The sequence below is a fragment of the Microcoleus sp. B4-C1 genome (assembly GCF_036705285.1).
Classification (GTDB): Bacteria; Cyanobacteriota; Cyanobacteriia; order Cyanobacteriales; family Microcoleaceae; genus Microcoleus.
Genome location: NZ_JAUBUC010000045.1, coordinates 1 through 16,922 on the forward strand (window position 1 = coordinate 1; position 16,922 = coordinate 16,922).

A 16,922-nucleotide genomic window follows, 5' to 3' on the forward strand; every position below is an offset into this window, starting at 1 on the left:
ATCATCAAGACGCCGAACCAACCTACATAAATGCGGTTGTCGGTTGATGTTACCCACTCACAAAAGCGTTCCCAGACGTTGGCGCTTTCGCGCTGCTGTAAGGTTGTTGTCATGGTTTTATGATTGCTGTATTTGGTTGTCAATGTTCGGATGATGTTTATATTATTACGCCTATCGTTAAGGTTTGTAAAGGGGTCTGACGACAGTTAAACTGATGAGTGTGATTAGGAAAGCTGATGAGAGGAAAGAGATGGCCCATCGCCCCCGCACGAAAAGAGATGACAGCGTGCACACGCGGCGCACCTCAAGCCTAACGAACGGGAGCTATGGGAGGTGGAGAAGGTAGAGGAACAGGAGCGATCGCAGGTGGAGAGGCAGGGATGCGAGGAGGTGGAGAAATCCTGAACTGCAGGAGTTGCTGGGGGGTGAGCGATCGCAAAATTCTCAGTCCGAGAGTGTCTCTGGAGATGCTTAAAGCGTAGGATGGCTCCAAATACGGGCGGAAATTTGATTTGTTGTTCAAATAGCTTTCCATGAACGCTAGGCTGAGTCCGCTGAGGTAGCGGCGGGCTAAAGCTGGTTCGGGCCCGATCGCCTGTGGTGGTGGCAGAAAGAGGCTTTGAGGGGATTCCTCGATCGTTGAGAAGTGAGTCCCGTTGTTCATCAGTACGAGATATTTGTTGGGCGATGTCAGCCATGTGAACGGTTGAATTTGTTCGAGCAAAGCGGGGGCGACTGTATCGGCGCTGCCTGCGATTAGCATGACGGGGATTTGGATTTTGCTGAGGTTTGTTTCTCCGAGAATGCTGCTGGCGATCGGGTTAACGGCGATCGCAGCTTTGATGCGCGGGTCGCCGAAATTGTACTGGTTGCGCTCTAGGCCGCGGGCGCGGCACTGCAACAGTAGGGAGAGGTTCCAACTATCGTTCTCGAGTCCGCAATCTTTGTCTAGCTGTGCAAAATTAATCCCTGCCCCGGCTAATGCTAAAGCCGTATAGCCACCGAAAGACTGGCCGATGACGCCGACTCGCTGCAAGTCGAACTGCCCTTGGTAGGCCGGATCGGTTGTAGAAAGTTTGGTTAAATAATCGAGCAGGTCTTTGATGTCGAGGGGGCGGTTGACAAATTCTGCTGGTTCTGCTACTTGATTGGCTCTGCCTGTTACTAAGTCTTGGATTTGTTGGGCGTTGCTGCCGGGGTGTTCGGGGACAGCGACGGCAAAGCCGTAGGAGGCTAGGTGTTTGGCTAAATATTGAAAGGAAATGCGATCGGAACCTAAACCGTGGGAAATTACTACTACTGGGGCCGGTTGGGGGCTGCCCTGTGGTAGGTAAATGTCCATATCAAATGTGCGATTGCGATTTGGACTCGTCAGAGTTACCGATGATTTTTTCCAAGTATAGGGGCCAGGTAGCTGGGGCTGCTGCATTTGGGCGGGCGGTATGGTGGGTTCTAAGGCTGCTTGTGCTTCCGACAACTGGGCGACTCCGGCGATCGTCTGATTGGAACGGTTGATCAGCGATGTCAGCTCGTTGGCGATACCCAAGGCGCGGGCGATGTCAATCCTGATGCCATAGGTGGGGAATTTCCGCAGCACGTTGAGAATTGTCAGGCCTTCTGGATCTGAGGCTGCTAAAATCAGGGCGGCTCGGATGGCATAAAATCCGGGCTGCCGAGCTTTGGTTTGAATTACTCGGCCCAAGCGTTTCAGCAGCACTTCTCCTTGAGGCGTGTAGAGAAATTGGGCGATCGTCACGTGGCTGATTTCAGCCTTCGCTTGCAGGGCGCTGCGAATCTCAGCTAGCTGAGATGCTTTGACGTACTGAGCGAAGCCGTCCAAGTTTGAGTCTATTTTGCCTTCTTTGGCGAAAAGTGCCAGAGATTCGATGGGAACTGATTCTTCTAGTGGCCCGTAAGTTACGTAAATTCGCTCGGCACCCATTGCCGGTGCGGCGGTGCAAACAGCAGTGAATGCACACAATCCTAGGTATTTTTGGGCGATCGAGCGCCGAGTACCCAGGGCAGCAGTGGAGAGACTCCGAAACAGACAGTTCATAAGTTTCAAACCTAGGACTTCTAATAATTAGTCAGTGAAACGATGTAAATTGTTTCACTAACATTTAATACCAAAAAATCGATCTGTTGCTTCGGATGCTTCCGAAATTAGGTTATCTTGGGAAGCATAGCCAAAAGAGCAATTTTCTGACCTGACAAGACTAGCTGAAATTTAAAATTCAACGCCGAGGGGTCAAACCTACTGGAATGCCCATTAATTATTTTTTCAGCAAGGCCAAGATATTTTCGATCGAGTTTGTAACTACAGCCTGAGTGAGAGAATTTATGATGTTCAATGCAACTGCTATCCTGATTGACGCTTTTGTGCAAGAGTTGCAGGCCGGCTACCGTCGCACCTACGGCAAGTACAAGCCTGACTACCCTGAAATTATCGCCTGGGCAGGGACTATGGCTCTGGAAAATATCGCTAATTGCGATGCTCTTTACCACAATGTGGAACACACAATGCTCGTGGCTTTGGTGGGACAAGAGATTCTCCGGGGCAAGCATATTCGGGAAGGCGGAGTGTCGCCGGAAGATTGGCTGCACTACCTGATCTCGCTGCTGTGTCACGATATCGGCTACGTCAAAGGTGTTTGCCGCCAAGACCAAGAAGCTGTGGGACTATATGCTACGGGTATTGACGGGGGCATGGTTTCTGTGCCGATCGGGGCAACTTCTGCCAGTTTAACTCCTTATCATGTCGATCGAGGAAAACTCGTAATTGACGAACGCTTCGGCGGCCACACATTAATTGATGCCGAACAAATCAAGCGCAATATTGAATTGACGCGCTTCCCAGTTCCTGCTAGCGAAACTCATCAAGACAGAAACAATTATTCTGGACTCGCTAGAGCCGCCGATTTGATCGGCCAGTTGAGCGATCCAAATTACCTGCGAAAAATAAGTGCCTTGTTCTACGAATTTGAGGAAGTCGGCACTAATAAAATCTTGGGCTACAAATCTCCGGGAGATTTGCGACAAAATTACGCCAAGTTTTATTGGAATGGAGTTTTTCCCTACATTCCAGCAGCTTTGAACTACTTGGAATTAACCCAAGGAGGCAAACAAATTATTGCCAACCTCTACGCCAATGTATTTCAGGTAGAACACGCTGAACCGCTCGCTTTCACAAAGCCAAACGCTCAAGAATTTACCAAATCCCGCGCCAATAGCAACTTGAACATCGAAAAAGATGGTGATAATCTTCAACCTTCAATGTCCGGGGAAAACAAGAAATTTACCGAGTTTCCCGACTTAAATTTGTGATGGCTTACGCGCTGAATTCTACAGCTATAAAGAAAGGCGAGTCAGTGGATTTTAAAATTGAGAATGTGGCCTGACTGGTTTGGCGCAACGTTCAGCGTTCAATCAGTCGAAGGATTTGAAATTTACTCCATAGATGAATCGGGGAGGTTGAACAAGAGTCGAAAATTTTGGCCGACTGGCAACTCCTGTCGGAAAGTAAGTATCCGTTTTTGGGCAGGGTGACAATTAGGATAAGTTTTGATTTTTTAGTTGCTATATCTTGGTTTTTAGCTCAAATTGACATTGATCATCTCCAATCAAAAATCGGTCTGGCAGCACAGAGGTTGCTCGATCCTTTTTTTTGAGCTAAAATGGAGAGTTATAATCAAAAATATAACATCGAAAATCGAAAACCTTAAATCGATATGGCAGCAGAGATTCAGCAGCAAATTCAACAGTTGAGGCAGCAGCTACAGGAAGCTAGCTATGCTTATTATGTTCTCGATGCGCCGATTATGCCAGATGAGGTGTACGATCGACTTTATCGCCAGTTGCAAGAATTAGAATCAGATTATCCTGAATTAATTACTGCGGAAAGTCCGACTCAGCGCGTGGGAGAACAGCCTGCTACTCAATTTTTTAGCGTCAAACACAATATTCCTCTCTACAGTTTGGAAAATGCTTTTAATTTTGAGGAATTTGCTAAATGGCAGGAACGCTGGCAAAGGGTAGCACCTTCCCTAACCCCCGGTCAAGAAGGAAATGCACCCCCCCTAGCCCCCCCTTATCAAGGGGGGGGACAAGAGGGAAATGTACCCCCCCTAACTCCCGGTCAAGAAGGAAATGCACCCCCCCTAACCCCCCCTTATCAAGGGGGGGGACTTGATGGAAATGCACCCTCCGTAACCCCCGTTCAAGAAGGAAATGCACCCCCCCTAACCCCCCCTTATCAAGGGGGGGGACTTGATGGAATAACATCTTCCATTAGCAATAAGGAAAATAGGGAAATTACTCCCCCCTTTAGCAAGGGGGGGTTGGGGGGGGTTTCCTATGTTTGCGAGTTAAAAATTGACGGTTCTGCTTTAGCGTTAACCTATGAAAATGGGATTTTAGTTCGCGGTGCAACGCGGGGAGACGGCATTGCCGGAGAGGAAATTACTCAAAATGTCAAGACTATTCGTTCGATTCCTTTAAAGCTCAATTTAGATAATCCGCCGCCTATTGTGGAAGTGCGCGGAGAAGCTTTTTTGTCTTTAGCTGTGTTTGAGGAAATTAATCGGGAACGGGAAAAAGCGGGGGAACAATTGTTTGCTAATCCTCGCAATGCTGCGGCGGGTACGCTGCGGCAGTTGGATTCTAAAATTGTGGATAAGCGACGGTTGGATTTCTTTGCTTATACTCTGCATTTAGATCAAGGTAACGAGGGTAACACGCAGTGGGATTCGTTGGAGTTGTTGCGAAGAATGGGGTTTAAGGTGAATCCCCATCGCAAAATTTGCTATTCTTTGGATGAGGTTCGCGAGTATTACGAATATTGGGATACAGAGAGGCGGAATTTGCCTTACATGACGGATGGGGTTGTTGTTAAGATTAATTCGGTTTTGCTGCAAAAACAATTGGGTTTTACTCAGAGGTTTCCGCGTTGGGCGATCGCCCTGAAGTATCCCGCGGCGGAAGTCCCTACAATTGTAGAAGCTGTCACCGTACAAGTAGGGAGAACCGGGGCTCTGACTCCTGTAGCGGAACTGAAACCGGTGCATTTGGCGGGGACGACGGTTTCGCGGGCTTCTCTCCATAATAGCGATCGACTTTCCGACCTAAATCTCCATATTGGCGATACTGTGATTGTCAGAAAAGCTGGGGAAATTATACCAGAAGTTGTGCGAGTTTTGCCGGAACTTCGTCCCCAAAATGCTCAACTTTTCCAAATGCCTAGTTGCTGTCCCGAATGCGAACAGCCTGTGGTTCGGGAAAAAGGGGAGGCCGTTACTCGCTGCATCAATACATCTTGTCCAGCAATTTTGAGGGGTTCGCTGATTCATTTTTGCAGCCGGGATGCTCTGGATATTAACGGTGTTGGCGAAAAGTTGGTGCAGCAAATGGTTGATAGCAATCTGGTGCATTCTGCGGCGGATTTGTACGATTTGACTGCGGAAAGATTGATGAGTTTGGAACGCATGGGTAAGAAGTTAGCAGAAAAGTTGGTAAGTGCGATCGCCCAATCGAAAAATCAACCCTATTCGCGCGTACTTTACGGCTTGGGCATCCGCCACGTCGGCAGCGTGAATGCTCAATTGCTGACAGAAAGGTTTGCAAATGTGGAAGAGTTAGCAGCGGTATCGGCGGCATCGATTGAGGGCGTTTACGGCATCGGGCCGGAAATTGCTCAAGCTGTTTATCAGTGGTTTAGAGTGCCGGCGAATCAAAGTTTAATTGCACGGTTGAAAACTGCAGGCTTGCAATTGCAGTCAGAAGTAAAAAATCAGAATTCAGCCAGCACAAATTTACAACTTACAGGCAAAACTTTTGTGCTGACGGGAACTTTGCCCACTTTGAAACGAGATGAAGCTAAAGATTTGATTCAAAAAGCAGGAGGTAAAGTCACAAGTTCTGTGAGTGCTAAAACTGATTATGTAGTTGTCGGAGAAGATGCCGGTTCTAAGTTGGAAAAGGCTCAATCTTTGGGAATCAAACTACTTTCGGAATCTGACTTATTAGAACTGCTATCCAAACCATAAATGATTGGTAAAAGTCAATATATCTCTCTCTTTGCTCTTTCTCTGCGCCCTCTGCGCCCTCTGCGGTTCAAAAAAAAGCTGATTCACTTGAGCCGTTTTCCAAGAACATCGCCAACAATTCTATTGCCATAAGTGCAAAATAGCCGTTCGCGAATTGGGCAATACCTCAAAAGGCATAGAAATCGCGACCGCCCTTGGTGAATGTACATACTTCCCCGGCGGTGCTGCGCCAATCGGTTGTCGGTACAGGCGAGTTTTGCTAAAATTTGATAAAGTTTGCAATAGCGATCGCAACTGCCAGATTAGCCAAGTCCCAGCAATCACAGGAGATACATTATGTCGGAAATTCCAGCAGAACAAGCACAAACAAACTTGCCAACTCCAGAAATAACTACCGAAAGCTCAATTTCTGGGGTGGAAAACGTGAAAAATAGTTTGGGAAACGTCCTAAATAGTTGGAAGTTGAAAGCAGGATTAGCAGTTGCTGTACTGTTTGCAGTGTCGCTATTTGCATTCTACTGGCAGCATAACATTGCAGTCGTAGGTATGAAGAGTTGGGCGGCGCGATCGGGTGCTAATCCGATCGAATGTATGGTAAGAGATACTAATAACGACCAGTATGTCAGTTGCAGTGCCCTCCTCGATCAGCAGATTGTCCCTCTTGAGTGCAGTTCGAGTTTGTTCAATATCGGCTGTCGAGTCAATTACGGAACTGCGGCACCAAATCCGAGACAGATGAACCCTAGATAGAGCATCTGGGGGTTAGAGATGATTGTTTAACGAACAGATTTGCTACTTAAAATATGGGACTTACAAAAAAACTCTCACCGTGAAAATACTCCAACAATAAAAATCGGAAAACTCTTGTTTTTCCTTTGTAAATTAGCAGGTAATGAAAGTTACCTGCTATTGCCATGAGGTAATCTGTGATAGAGGATGTGCGACAGTATATTAATGTGAAGATTTCACCTTTAGCATGGGTATCAAAGCATCCTCTGCCACTATAATGGATCAGTCCGCTCGCCCATAATGATTGCTGACTATCTTTAATAACATTTTCTTCTATCATTGAAACCTGAAAATGATCGAGATTAACGGCTACCAAATTCTCACTCAAATCTACGAAAGTACCAACTCCACTATCTATCGAGGCATCCGCCAACAGGACAACCAAGCCGTCATCCTTAAATTCCTCAAAGAAGACTATCCTACCCCCTCCGAACTGGTTCGCTATAAGCAGGAATATGAAATTACCCGAAATCTGAATATCGATGGAGTAATTAAAGCTTATGAATTAAAACCCTATCAGATGACCCTGTGTATCATCCTTGAGGATTTTGGCGCGTCATCTTTAAAACAGTTGATGGATGAGCGTAGGGAATCAGGCACGGGAGTATTGCCCCTACAGAAATTTCTGAGCATTGCTATTAAAACGGCTGAAATTCTAAGCAGTATTCACGCTGCGAATATTGTCCACAAAGATATTAACCCTGCCAATATTATTTTCAACCCTGAAAGCGGGCAACTCAAAATTATAGACTTTGGTATTTCTACTCAATTCACCCGCGAAAATCCTACCGTCAAAAATCCTAACGTCTTAGAAGGTACTTTAGCTTATATTTCACCTGAACAAACAGGAAGAATGAATCGTTCCCTAGATTACCGCACCGACTTTTACTCTCTCGGTGTCACTTTCTATGAGTTACTGACAGGAAAACTCCCTTTTGAAACAAATGATGCCCTGGAGTTAGTGCATTGTCATATTGCTAAAGTGCCAATTTGTCCTCATCAAGTTAATCCAGAAATTCCCAAGCCCGTGTCAGATATCGTAATGAAACTGATGGCAAAAACCGCTGAGGAGCGATACCAAAGTGGTTTCGGAATCAAAAATGATTTAGCAGAATGTTTGCATCAGTTACAAACCACAGGAAATATATCTGATTTCTCTTTAGGGACTCAAGACATTTCCGACCAGTTTCAAATTCCCCAAAAGCTCTACGGACGCGAAGCCGAAGTAGAAGCACTACTAAAAGCATTTGAGCGAGTAGCGGACAATGCCCAATCCCAAATAGAAATGATGTTGGTGGCGGGCTATTCTGGTATTGGCAAATCATCTCTAATAGCCGAAATTCACAAACCAAATACCCGACTGCGCGGCTATTTCACTGCCGGCAAATTTGACCAATTTCAAAAAAGTATTCCTTACTCCGCTGTAGTTAGCGCTTTTAAGGGATTAGTGCGGCAACTATTAACGGAAAGTGAAATACAGCTTCAACAATGGCGAGAAAAACTTAGAAATGCTTTTGGTGTCAATGGTCAAGTGATTATTGATGTAATTCCCGAAGTGGAACTGATTGTCGGCAAGCAGCCTCCAGTGCCAGAATTAGGGGCAACCGAATCACAAAATCGCTTTAATATTGTCTTGGGTAACTTCATCCGAGCCTTTTGCACAAAAGAACATCCCTTAGTCATATTCCTCGACGATTTGCAGTGGGCTGACTCCGCGACACTCAAGTTAATTGAACTGATGATGACAGATGCAAATATGCAATATCTGTTTTTAATTGGAGCCTATCGGGATAACGAAGTCAGCCCCACTCATCCCTTGATCATGACCCTTGATGGATTGCTTAAAGAAGGAGCAACTATCAATTATATTACTTTAGCACCTTTAGAACTAGAAAATATTAGCCAACTCATTGCCGACACATTATATAGCGACAATAAATCAGTAGAATCCCTAGCAGAACTGGTGATGAAGAAAACCGGAGGCAATCCATTCTTTGTCAACCAATTTCTGAAAACTCTGCACGCGGAAAAACTGATAAGTTTTGATGTGCAGCAGCAGAGTTGGCAGTGGAATATTGCCCAAATTGAGGCACAAAATATCACTGATAATGTCGTAGAATTGATGATCTACAAGTTAAAAAAACTGCCTCCTATCACACAGCAGGTTTTACGTTTAGCCTCTTGTATAGGCGCATCTTTTTACTTAAGTACCCTGTCGATTGTTTGTGAGGAACCGCCAGAAGTAATTTTTTCGGATCTACTCGCAGCAATTCAGACCGGATTCATATTGCCAGCATCGGAGTTTGATGAAAACCTATTAATTCAAGATTATAAATTTCTGCATGACCGAGTACAGCAAGCTGCTTATACTTTAATTTGTGAAAATGAAAAAAAAGCAGTTCACTTGAAGATTGGACGCTTGTTACAAGTTAATACTCCAGTGACAGAGCGAGATGCAAAAATTTTCGATATAGTTGAACATTTTAATCTGGGGCGCGAGTTAATTACCGATCAAACCGAAAAAATAGCCTTAGCCAAATTTAATTTAATCGCCGCCCGCAAAGCGAAAGACTCAACCGCTTATCTAGCGGCGCGAGAATATTTGACGATCGGCATATCTTTATTAAGTGGTGATTTTTGGCAAGAAGAATATCAATTGACCCTGCAACTTCATAAGGAAAAAGCCGAAATTGAATATTTAAACAGTAACTTTGATTATGCTGAAGAATTGATCTATTTGGTAATTGAGAGATGCAAAAATAAGTTAGAAAAAGCCGAAGTTTATAATCTTTTAATAGTCATGTTAACCATGATGTCTAAACATGAAAAAGCTATTACCGCCGCTCGACAAGCCTTGAACTTATTGGGAATTGAGTTAACGGATAAAGATTTCACCACGGCTTTACAAAAAGAACTAGCAGAAGTGCGAAAACTTTGGCAACCTGGGGAAATTAGCACCCTACAAGAGCAACCAGAAATGACGAGCCTGGAAATGAGAGCCGCCCTAACTTTATTAGTCAGCGCCGATCCACCAGCTTATTTCAGTAACCCTGAACTGTATGGAATTATTGCGGCAAAAATGGCTTCTATTTGCATTAAATACGGTGCTATTGCTGCTTCCGCTAAAGCTTATACCAGCTATGGACTTACCCTCAGTTCAGTTTTACAAGAATATCGCTCAGGCTATGAATTTGCTCGTTTAGGTTTCAACATTTCTAAGCGCTTTAATGACTCATCCATGAAAGCGAAAGCTGCTAATAACATGGCTAATCACATCCAACATTGGGTTCTCCCCATAAAAGAAGCTGAAGCGATTAATAACGAAGGTTATCAAGCGGGTTTGGAGTCAGGAGAGCTACAGTTTGCCGGCTATATCACCTTCCATCAAATGCTTAATTTTTTTGTTTCTGGTAAAAATCTTCTCGAAATATTAGCGCTTCTCAATGATTATTTAAAATTCACAGCTAAAACTAAAAATTTATTAGCTTATCATACCATCCTTGCCAGTCAACTATTCATTTATAATTTAAGTGGCTTGAGTCCCAAACCCAGAGAATTTGCCAGCGAATCCCTCAATGAAGCTGATTATATCGAAGATTGTCAAACTCATCAAAACTTTTTTGCTCTGGGTAACTATTTAACCTATAAAGCCCAAGTCCTCTACTTGTATGGTGACAATGTTATCGCTTTACATTGTATCCAAGAAGCTCAAACAATGTTACCTTATGTGCAAGGGATGATTACCAATGCCGTTAATAATTTCTATAATTCTTTAATTTTACTGGCTGTTTATCCAACCGTTAGCAAATCAGAACAAATTAGTTATCAAAAACAAATTGAAACCAACCAACAACAGATGAAAATTTGGGCAGATAACTGTCCTGAAAACTTTCTGCACAAATACCTGTTGGTCGAGGCAGAAATTGCGCGTATTTCTGGTAAAGAAATGGAAGCAATAGATTTATACGATCGCGCTATTAGTTCAGCTAATGAAAATGAATACATTCAGAATGAAGCTTTAGGCAATGAATTAGTCGCTAAATTCTGGTTAGGGAAAAGCCAAAATGAAATTGCCAAACTTTACATGAAAAAGGCACACTATGGCTACCAACTTTGGGGTGCTAAGCGTAAAGTAGAGGATTTAGAGCAGAAATATCCGCAGTTAATCTCCAAGGTATCTGCCAAGAAACAAATTGATTTGCAGACTACAGCTAGGGGCACAGCTTATTCGACGACGGGAGGAAATTTTAATATAGACTTGTCCACAGTTATCAAAGCTTCCCAAGTTCTGGCTGGTGAAATTGCGAGCAACAAATTGTTAGAGAAGTTAATGACCATTTTACTGGAAAATGGCGGAGCCCAAAAAGGCTTTATTGTCTTATCAAATAAGGATAACTTAACCATTGAAGCTAGAGGTGAAGTTGATAATGAACAAGTAGAAGTTGGGCAAAGTATTTCGATTGAAGGCAGCGAGAATCTTCCTGTAGGGATGATAAAATATGTAGCGAGAACTCAGGAAGATGTAGTGCTATCAGAAGCTACGAAAGAGGGTGTCTTTACTAGCGAACCCTATATTATAAAAAATCAGCCTAAGTCAGTCTTATGCGCTCCTATTATTAATCAAGGTAAACTGCTCGGCATTCTGTATCTAGAAAATAATCTGACTACGGGAGCTTTTACGCGCGATCGCCTAGAAATTCTCAAAGTCCTTTCTTCTCAAGCTGCGATTTCCATTGAAAATGCCCTGCTATATCGCACTTTAGAAGATAAAGTTCAAGAACGCACGGCTCAACTAGCTGAAGCGAATCAAGAAATTAGCACCCTGAATCAGAAACTCAAGGCAGAAAATATCCGCATGAGTGCAGAACTCGATATAGTCAAACAACTGCAACAAATGGTGTTGCCAAAACAGTCAGAATTCGCAGCAATTGAAGGCTTAGAAATAGCTGGTTTCATGGAACCGGCTGACGAAGTTGGCGGCGATTACTACGACGTATTGCAACAGGATGGTCAAGTCAAGATTAGCATTGGCGATGTCACGGGACATGGTTTAGAAAGCGGCGTGTTGATGATTATGGCACAAACGGCGGTCAGGACGCTTCAGAAAATTAACGAAACAGATCCAGTGAAGTTTTTGGATGTCCTCAACCAGACTCTGTATGATAATCTCCAGCGCATGGACTCCTCTAGAAATATGTCTCTAGCTATCTTAGACTATGCCGGAGGCGTCCTGAAATTAAGCGGACAACATGAGGAAATGATTGTGGTGCGCGCTGATGGGAAATTGGAGTGCATAGATACGATGGATTTAGGCTTTCCCATTGGCTTAGTAGAAGAGATTGGCGAGTTTATTGCTCAAGCAGAAGTGCAGTTAAATCCTGGGGATGTGGTGGTGCTTTATACTGATGGAATTCCTGAAGCTTTCGATATTAATAAAGGGCAGTACGGATTAAAGAGGTTGTGGCAAGTGGTGGTTGAAAATCGTCACCGCTGTGCCCAAGAAATTCGGGAAGTTGTAATTAATGATGTGCGGCAGTATATTGGCGCTCAGAAGGTTTTTGATGATATTACTTTGGTGGTGATGAAGCAGAAATAGAGTTCCCAAACCCCCTGGATAGGCGGTTGAAATTGCGGCTCTTCAGGGGGGAATCCCCCCAACCGCCCCAAGCGGGCATTGCCGCTACTGTAGAAACTTTCGTCCCTCAGAAGCGGAGACTGAAAAATAAAGATGGCAGCTTACCAAGGGCTTCCGATCATGGTGAAACTACTCCAATAATAAGGATGAGAAAAGTTTTGGTTTGGTTGTTGTAAATTAGCAGGTAAATTTAACTTGCCGCCTGTTGTTACTAGCTGTCCGTTTTCCATCCGAACTTTACCGGACATTATTGCTTGTTGAGTCAGTTGCAAAGCTTCTGCTTTAGTTGTGGTTCCTCGCAACTGGTGGTAAAATTCGCTCATCAGCCCCAAAGTGCCTCCATCGTCAACATACCACAAACTCCCTAAAGCAGATTTTGCGCCGGATTTTACTGCTAAACCTCCAAAACCTAACTCTGCTTCCCGATCGCCCATAGCAGTTCTACAAGCACTTAATACTAACAAGTCTACCTGCGGATTGCGCCAATTCAAACTCTCTATGCGATCGAGCTGCAATTTGGAATTCCACATTTGAATGTAGGAATTGCTCGCTTTTCCCGGTTTGAATTCAGCGTGAGTTGCTAGATGAACGATCCGAAATCCTCCCTTGGTGTGTTCCGACGTGAGATTATCTAAAGTGAAAGCAGAATTGAGGAAAGATGGGCCCTGCCACTGAGCCGAAATCGCCTGCAATTCGATCGGCACACTGGGCAAGGGCTGTTGGTCAACAAATTCTGACCTTCCCATTGCTAGCACTGTGGCGTCTCTAACAGCTTTATAATCGGTATTAGTCGAACTAAAACTCGGAATTAGGCTAAAACTGTATTTTTCAATCAAGAAGCCTTTACCGTCGTGCAAAGCGGCAAAGGGCAGGCTTCGCAATCCCGGATCGACTGACAGTAATAAAGTTTGAATTCCTAAGTTTTGTAGGTCTTTTTCTAGGGGTGCGATCGCCCATTTATATAGTTGCTGAGCGGCGGCTAGATAAGTGCTAGTATCGCGTTTTGCGGGATTGGTGATTTCAGCGCGAAACTCCTGGACGGTGGGGAAAAGAGCTGCTTTGTTGGCTTCGGGGACGCTGTAGTGAATCGGCCACCCGGCGGGAGGAACTAAAATTAGTTCCAATTGATCTTCTCGCGAGACCATGTAGATAATACCAGACCGCTTGCCGGTTTGCTGTTCGATATTTTGTAAAGTTTGTTGGGATGTCGAAATCAAGGTTTTTTCCTCTAGGATGTTGGCTTCTACCCCCAGGTATTCTGCAAATTCTTGATTCCTCATTTCTTCGATTCCCCAGACTGTTTTCTGTATGTCGTTACCTTCAAAAAGTCGATCGGGAGACGGAACATATCCCAGAACTAAATTAGAAGTAGGGTTAACTGTTGGTGCTTGTTGGGATGCGAGTGAAGAGGCTACGATGCCAGCGGGTAATTGACTGGTGATACTTTGATCGATGGTTAAAACTCGATGATCGGCAGCAGCAACACCGAGATTGTCTAGCGATCGACTTTCGGGGCGTTTAAAGTCTTGTTCATCGGAGGTTGAGGGTTCGGGTGTGGGTGTATCGGCGGCTGTGGGCGATTTTGGTGCTGTCACAGGTGTGGGCACTTGTATTTCCGTAGGATCGATCGAAGCGGGAGTGACACTTGGAGTGGGAGTTAGGGTGACACTTGGAGTGGGAGTTGGAGTTATTAGCGGAGTGGGAGTGAAAACTGCCGTCGGAGTTGGAGTTACTACCGGAGTTGGAGTTGGAGTTATTAGCGGAGTGGGAGTGACAACTGCAGTCGGAGTTGGAGTTATTAGCGGAGTGGGAGTGACAACTGCAGTCGGAGTTGGAGTTACTACCGGAGTTGGAGTGACAACTGCAGTCGGAGTTGGAGTTACTAGCGGAGTGGGAGTGACAACTGCAGTCGGAGTGGGAGTGACAACTGCAGTCGGAGTGGGAGTTACTACCGGAGTTGGAGTCACACTTGCAGTCGGAGTGGGAGTTACTACCGGAGTTGGAGTCACACTTGCAGTCGGAGTGGGAGTTACTACCGGAGTTGGAGTGACAATTGCAGTCGGAGTTGGAGTTACTACCGGAGTTGGAGTTTCACTCGGAGTCGGAGTTGGAGTTACTACCGGAGTTGGAGTTTCACTCGGAGTCGGAGTTGGAGTTACTACCGGAGTGGGAGTTTCACTCGGAGTCGGAGTTGGAGTTACTACCGGAGTTGGAGTTTCACTCGGAGTCGGAGTTGGAGTTACTACCGGAGTGGGAGTTGGTGTTGGCGGCGGGTCGATCGCGTCATCAGTCGAAAATACAATATTACCAACACTACTAGAACGCGGAAACGACTGCGATGTAATGGTAGATTGTCCCGTGGTAATTGCACCCGCCGTACCGTTGCTAGCAGCATCCCCCACCACAAACGGTTGAATCGGCGTCCCTCTATCTCCCCCAGCGTGTGTAATTGCGATATTTCCGCTACCTGTGCCGCCAGCAGTAGAAATGCTAGCAAATCCCGTCGGCGACAGTGGGGTGGAAAAAGTACCCGTAGCGCGGAAATAATTGCCTGTTATTGCTGTGACATCGCCACCGGTGCCGCCTGTACCGCCTTGGGCATTGATAAACTCTACTTGAATATCGCCGATCGGATCTAAGAACACATTGCCGGCATTTCCGACTATACCGCTAGAGTTAATTTGTCCGGTGGTAATTGAAGTTATCGCCTTAACAGTTATGTTGCCGCCACTGTTTGCCGATGTATTCAAATTGCCTGCGATGAAATTGTTACCAGTTGTAAATAGAATTTCTCCGCCATTAGCAGTAATATTTTTAACGGTTATATCGCCCTTGGCAGTAATATCGACTTTGCCGGCGGTGACATCTCCCGATAAATTGACTTTTTCCGTGTTTAGTGCGGTCAATTGTTGCGCGTTAATTGTCGAGTTTCCTGTCACATTGCCAGCATTTTCGATCGCAAGATTTCCTAACTTGCTGGTGGCACCCACCGCACCGTTGAAAGTTATGCTGCCGCTACCGGAGGCTAGAGTTAAGTTGCGGGCATTAATGCTGTCACTGTCGATCGCACCCAAAGCAATATTTCCCCCTGCCGTACTAAATACCGCATCCTTTGTCAAAAACAAAGCATTGCTAATATTAATGTTGCCGTTATTATTCGTAATATTACCGCCTAATTTAGTATTTAAAGCCCTAAAATTAAAACCAGCATTACTGTTAACGTTTCCAATAAATTCTGCATTTGAGGCACTAACATTCAAAACAGATAATGGCGTTGTTTCTCCGAGATTTCCTTGCACCAACACATTGCCTGTCGCGGCATCTAAGTTCAACAAATGATTACCGTCTATCGCCCCAATTATCTTAATATCTCCGCCGCTGGTACTGAGATTAATATCGTTGCCGAGTGTGACAGTGCCGTTGAGAGCGATCGGATTTTTATTGGTATTGATGCCATCATTCAAATTAATTGTGGCAGCCTTGAGAGCAATGCTGCTGTTGTCATTGCCGGTAATAGTGCCATCAAGTGCGATCGTACCCGTTCCCGTTTGAATATTTACTGGATCTAAAAATGTAAAATTAGAGGAAATACTAACATTTGCACTGCTATCCGATCGCCCGATCGCGATCGAGCTAAATCCATTTTGAATCAAATTAAGTTCCGCAGCAGTCAAATCTAAAGCGCTAGTATTGTTATCTGTTCCGCCAACAACAATATTTTGTCCGGCTGTTGCGGGTTGCAGCGTTAGCGCGCCCGTACCCGAAACATTCCCCGAAAAATCAATTTCACCTGCCCTTAAAGTCAGCGGGTTACTACCTGCTGACAAACTCGAACCGAAATCAATAGTTGCATCCCCCAGTGTAAAAGTTACAGGAGCTTTTAATGTCACTGGATTGCTAAAACTAATGTTATCATTAGTTGTGGTGATATTTTCGCTAACCGCAACATTTCCCCCGCCATTTTGAATAAATGCACCGTCCAAGTTCAGGTTTTTCTCAATATTGAGATTCACCTTATTGGTAATTGTGAGCGTGCCGTCGTTGGTGGTTGTTACAGTTCCTTTGAGATTAACATTGTCCGCAGCAATACCGAGATTTCCAGGTGCGTCAACTGTATTATTGAAAGTAATGTCGCTGCCTGCGAGAATCGGATTATTGGCAACCGTCACAGCATCTGCATAAGTTTGAGTGCCGGTTGTAGTGACATTCCCGCCTAAAGATATCTTGCTGTTGGCAGTTAAACTTGTGAGAGGAGTTGTTTCGCCGATCGCACTTTTGAAGGTAAGATTACCGCTAGTCGCCTTCACAGTCAAATCGCTGGTACCATCAACAGTATTATTGAAAGTAATGCTGTCACCTGAAAGAATCGGATTGTTGGCAATTGTAACTGCATCTCCATAAGTTTGAGCACCAGTTGTACTCACATTTCCCTTGACTTGAGTTGTGCCGCCAGCATC

At 44.9% G+C, this 16,922-nt stretch carries 7 protein-coding genes and 1 pseudogene; 4 read left to right on the forward strand and 4 right to left on the reverse strand.

Annotation, left to right across the window (positions count from 1 at the left end; translation table 11 throughout):
• Positions 1–113, reverse strand: a pseudogene (locus QUB26_RS18310) (photosystem II q(b) protein); the annotation flags it as partial.
• Positions 114–310: 197 nt separating this feature from the next.
• Positions 311–2,056 (reverse strand): alpha/beta hydrolase, encoded by a 1,746-nt coding sequence (locus QUB26_RS18315; RefSeq protein WP_333246947.1) that lies wholly within the window; start codon positions 2,054–2,056, stop codon positions 311–313.
• Between the two features lie 287 nt (positions 2,057–2,343).
• Here QUB26_RS18315 and QUB26_RS18320 point away from each other — a divergent pair, with 287 nt between their 5' ends.
• Complete coding sequence (locus QUB26_RS18320; RefSeq protein ID WP_333242994.1) at positions 2,344–3,324, forward strand: Npun_R2479 family HD domain-containing metalloprotein; 981 nt, start codon at positions 2,344–2,346, stop codon at positions 3,322–3,324.
• A gap of 404 nt (positions 3,325–3,728) precedes the next feature.
• On the forward strand, positions 3,729–6,041 hold the full coding sequence (ligA, locus tag QUB26_RS18325) for an NAD-dependent DNA ligase LigA (RefSeq protein ID WP_333253599.1): 2,313 nt from the start codon (positions 3,729–3,731) through the stop codon (positions 6,039–6,041).
• Between the two features lie 120 nt (positions 6,042–6,161).
• On the opposite strand, the gene QUB26_RS18330 is transcribed toward ligA, so the two are convergent.
• Complete coding sequence (locus QUB26_RS18330) at positions 6,162–6,365, reverse strand: hypothetical protein (protein ID WP_333302697.1); 204 nt, start codon at positions 6,363–6,365, stop codon at positions 6,162–6,164.
• 12 nt (positions 6,366–6,377) lie between these two features.
• On the opposite strand from QUB26_RS18330, the gene QUB26_RS18335 reads away from it, so the two are divergent.
• Together QUB26_RS18335 and QUB26_RS18340 are read left to right on the forward strand one after the other, a co-directional pair.
• Positions 6,378–6,791, forward strand: coding sequence for a hypothetical protein (locus QUB26_RS18335; RefSeq protein ID WP_333242985.1), 414 nt, complete (start codon positions 6,378–6,380; stop codon positions 6,789–6,791).
• Between the two features lie 331 nt (positions 6,792–7,122).
• Entirely contained in the window at positions 7,123–12,426 is a 5,304-nt protein-coding gene (locus QUB26_RS18340; protein ID WP_333319145.1) for an AAA family ATPase, read from the forward strand.
• Positions 12,427–12,566: 140 nt separating this feature from the next.
• Here the strand turns inward: QUB26_RS18340 and QUB26_RS18345 are convergent.
• Positions 12,567–16,922: CHAT domain-containing protein (locus tag QUB26_RS18345; protein ID WP_333319147.1), on the reverse strand; the 4,356-nt coding region annotated here is incomplete at its 5' end.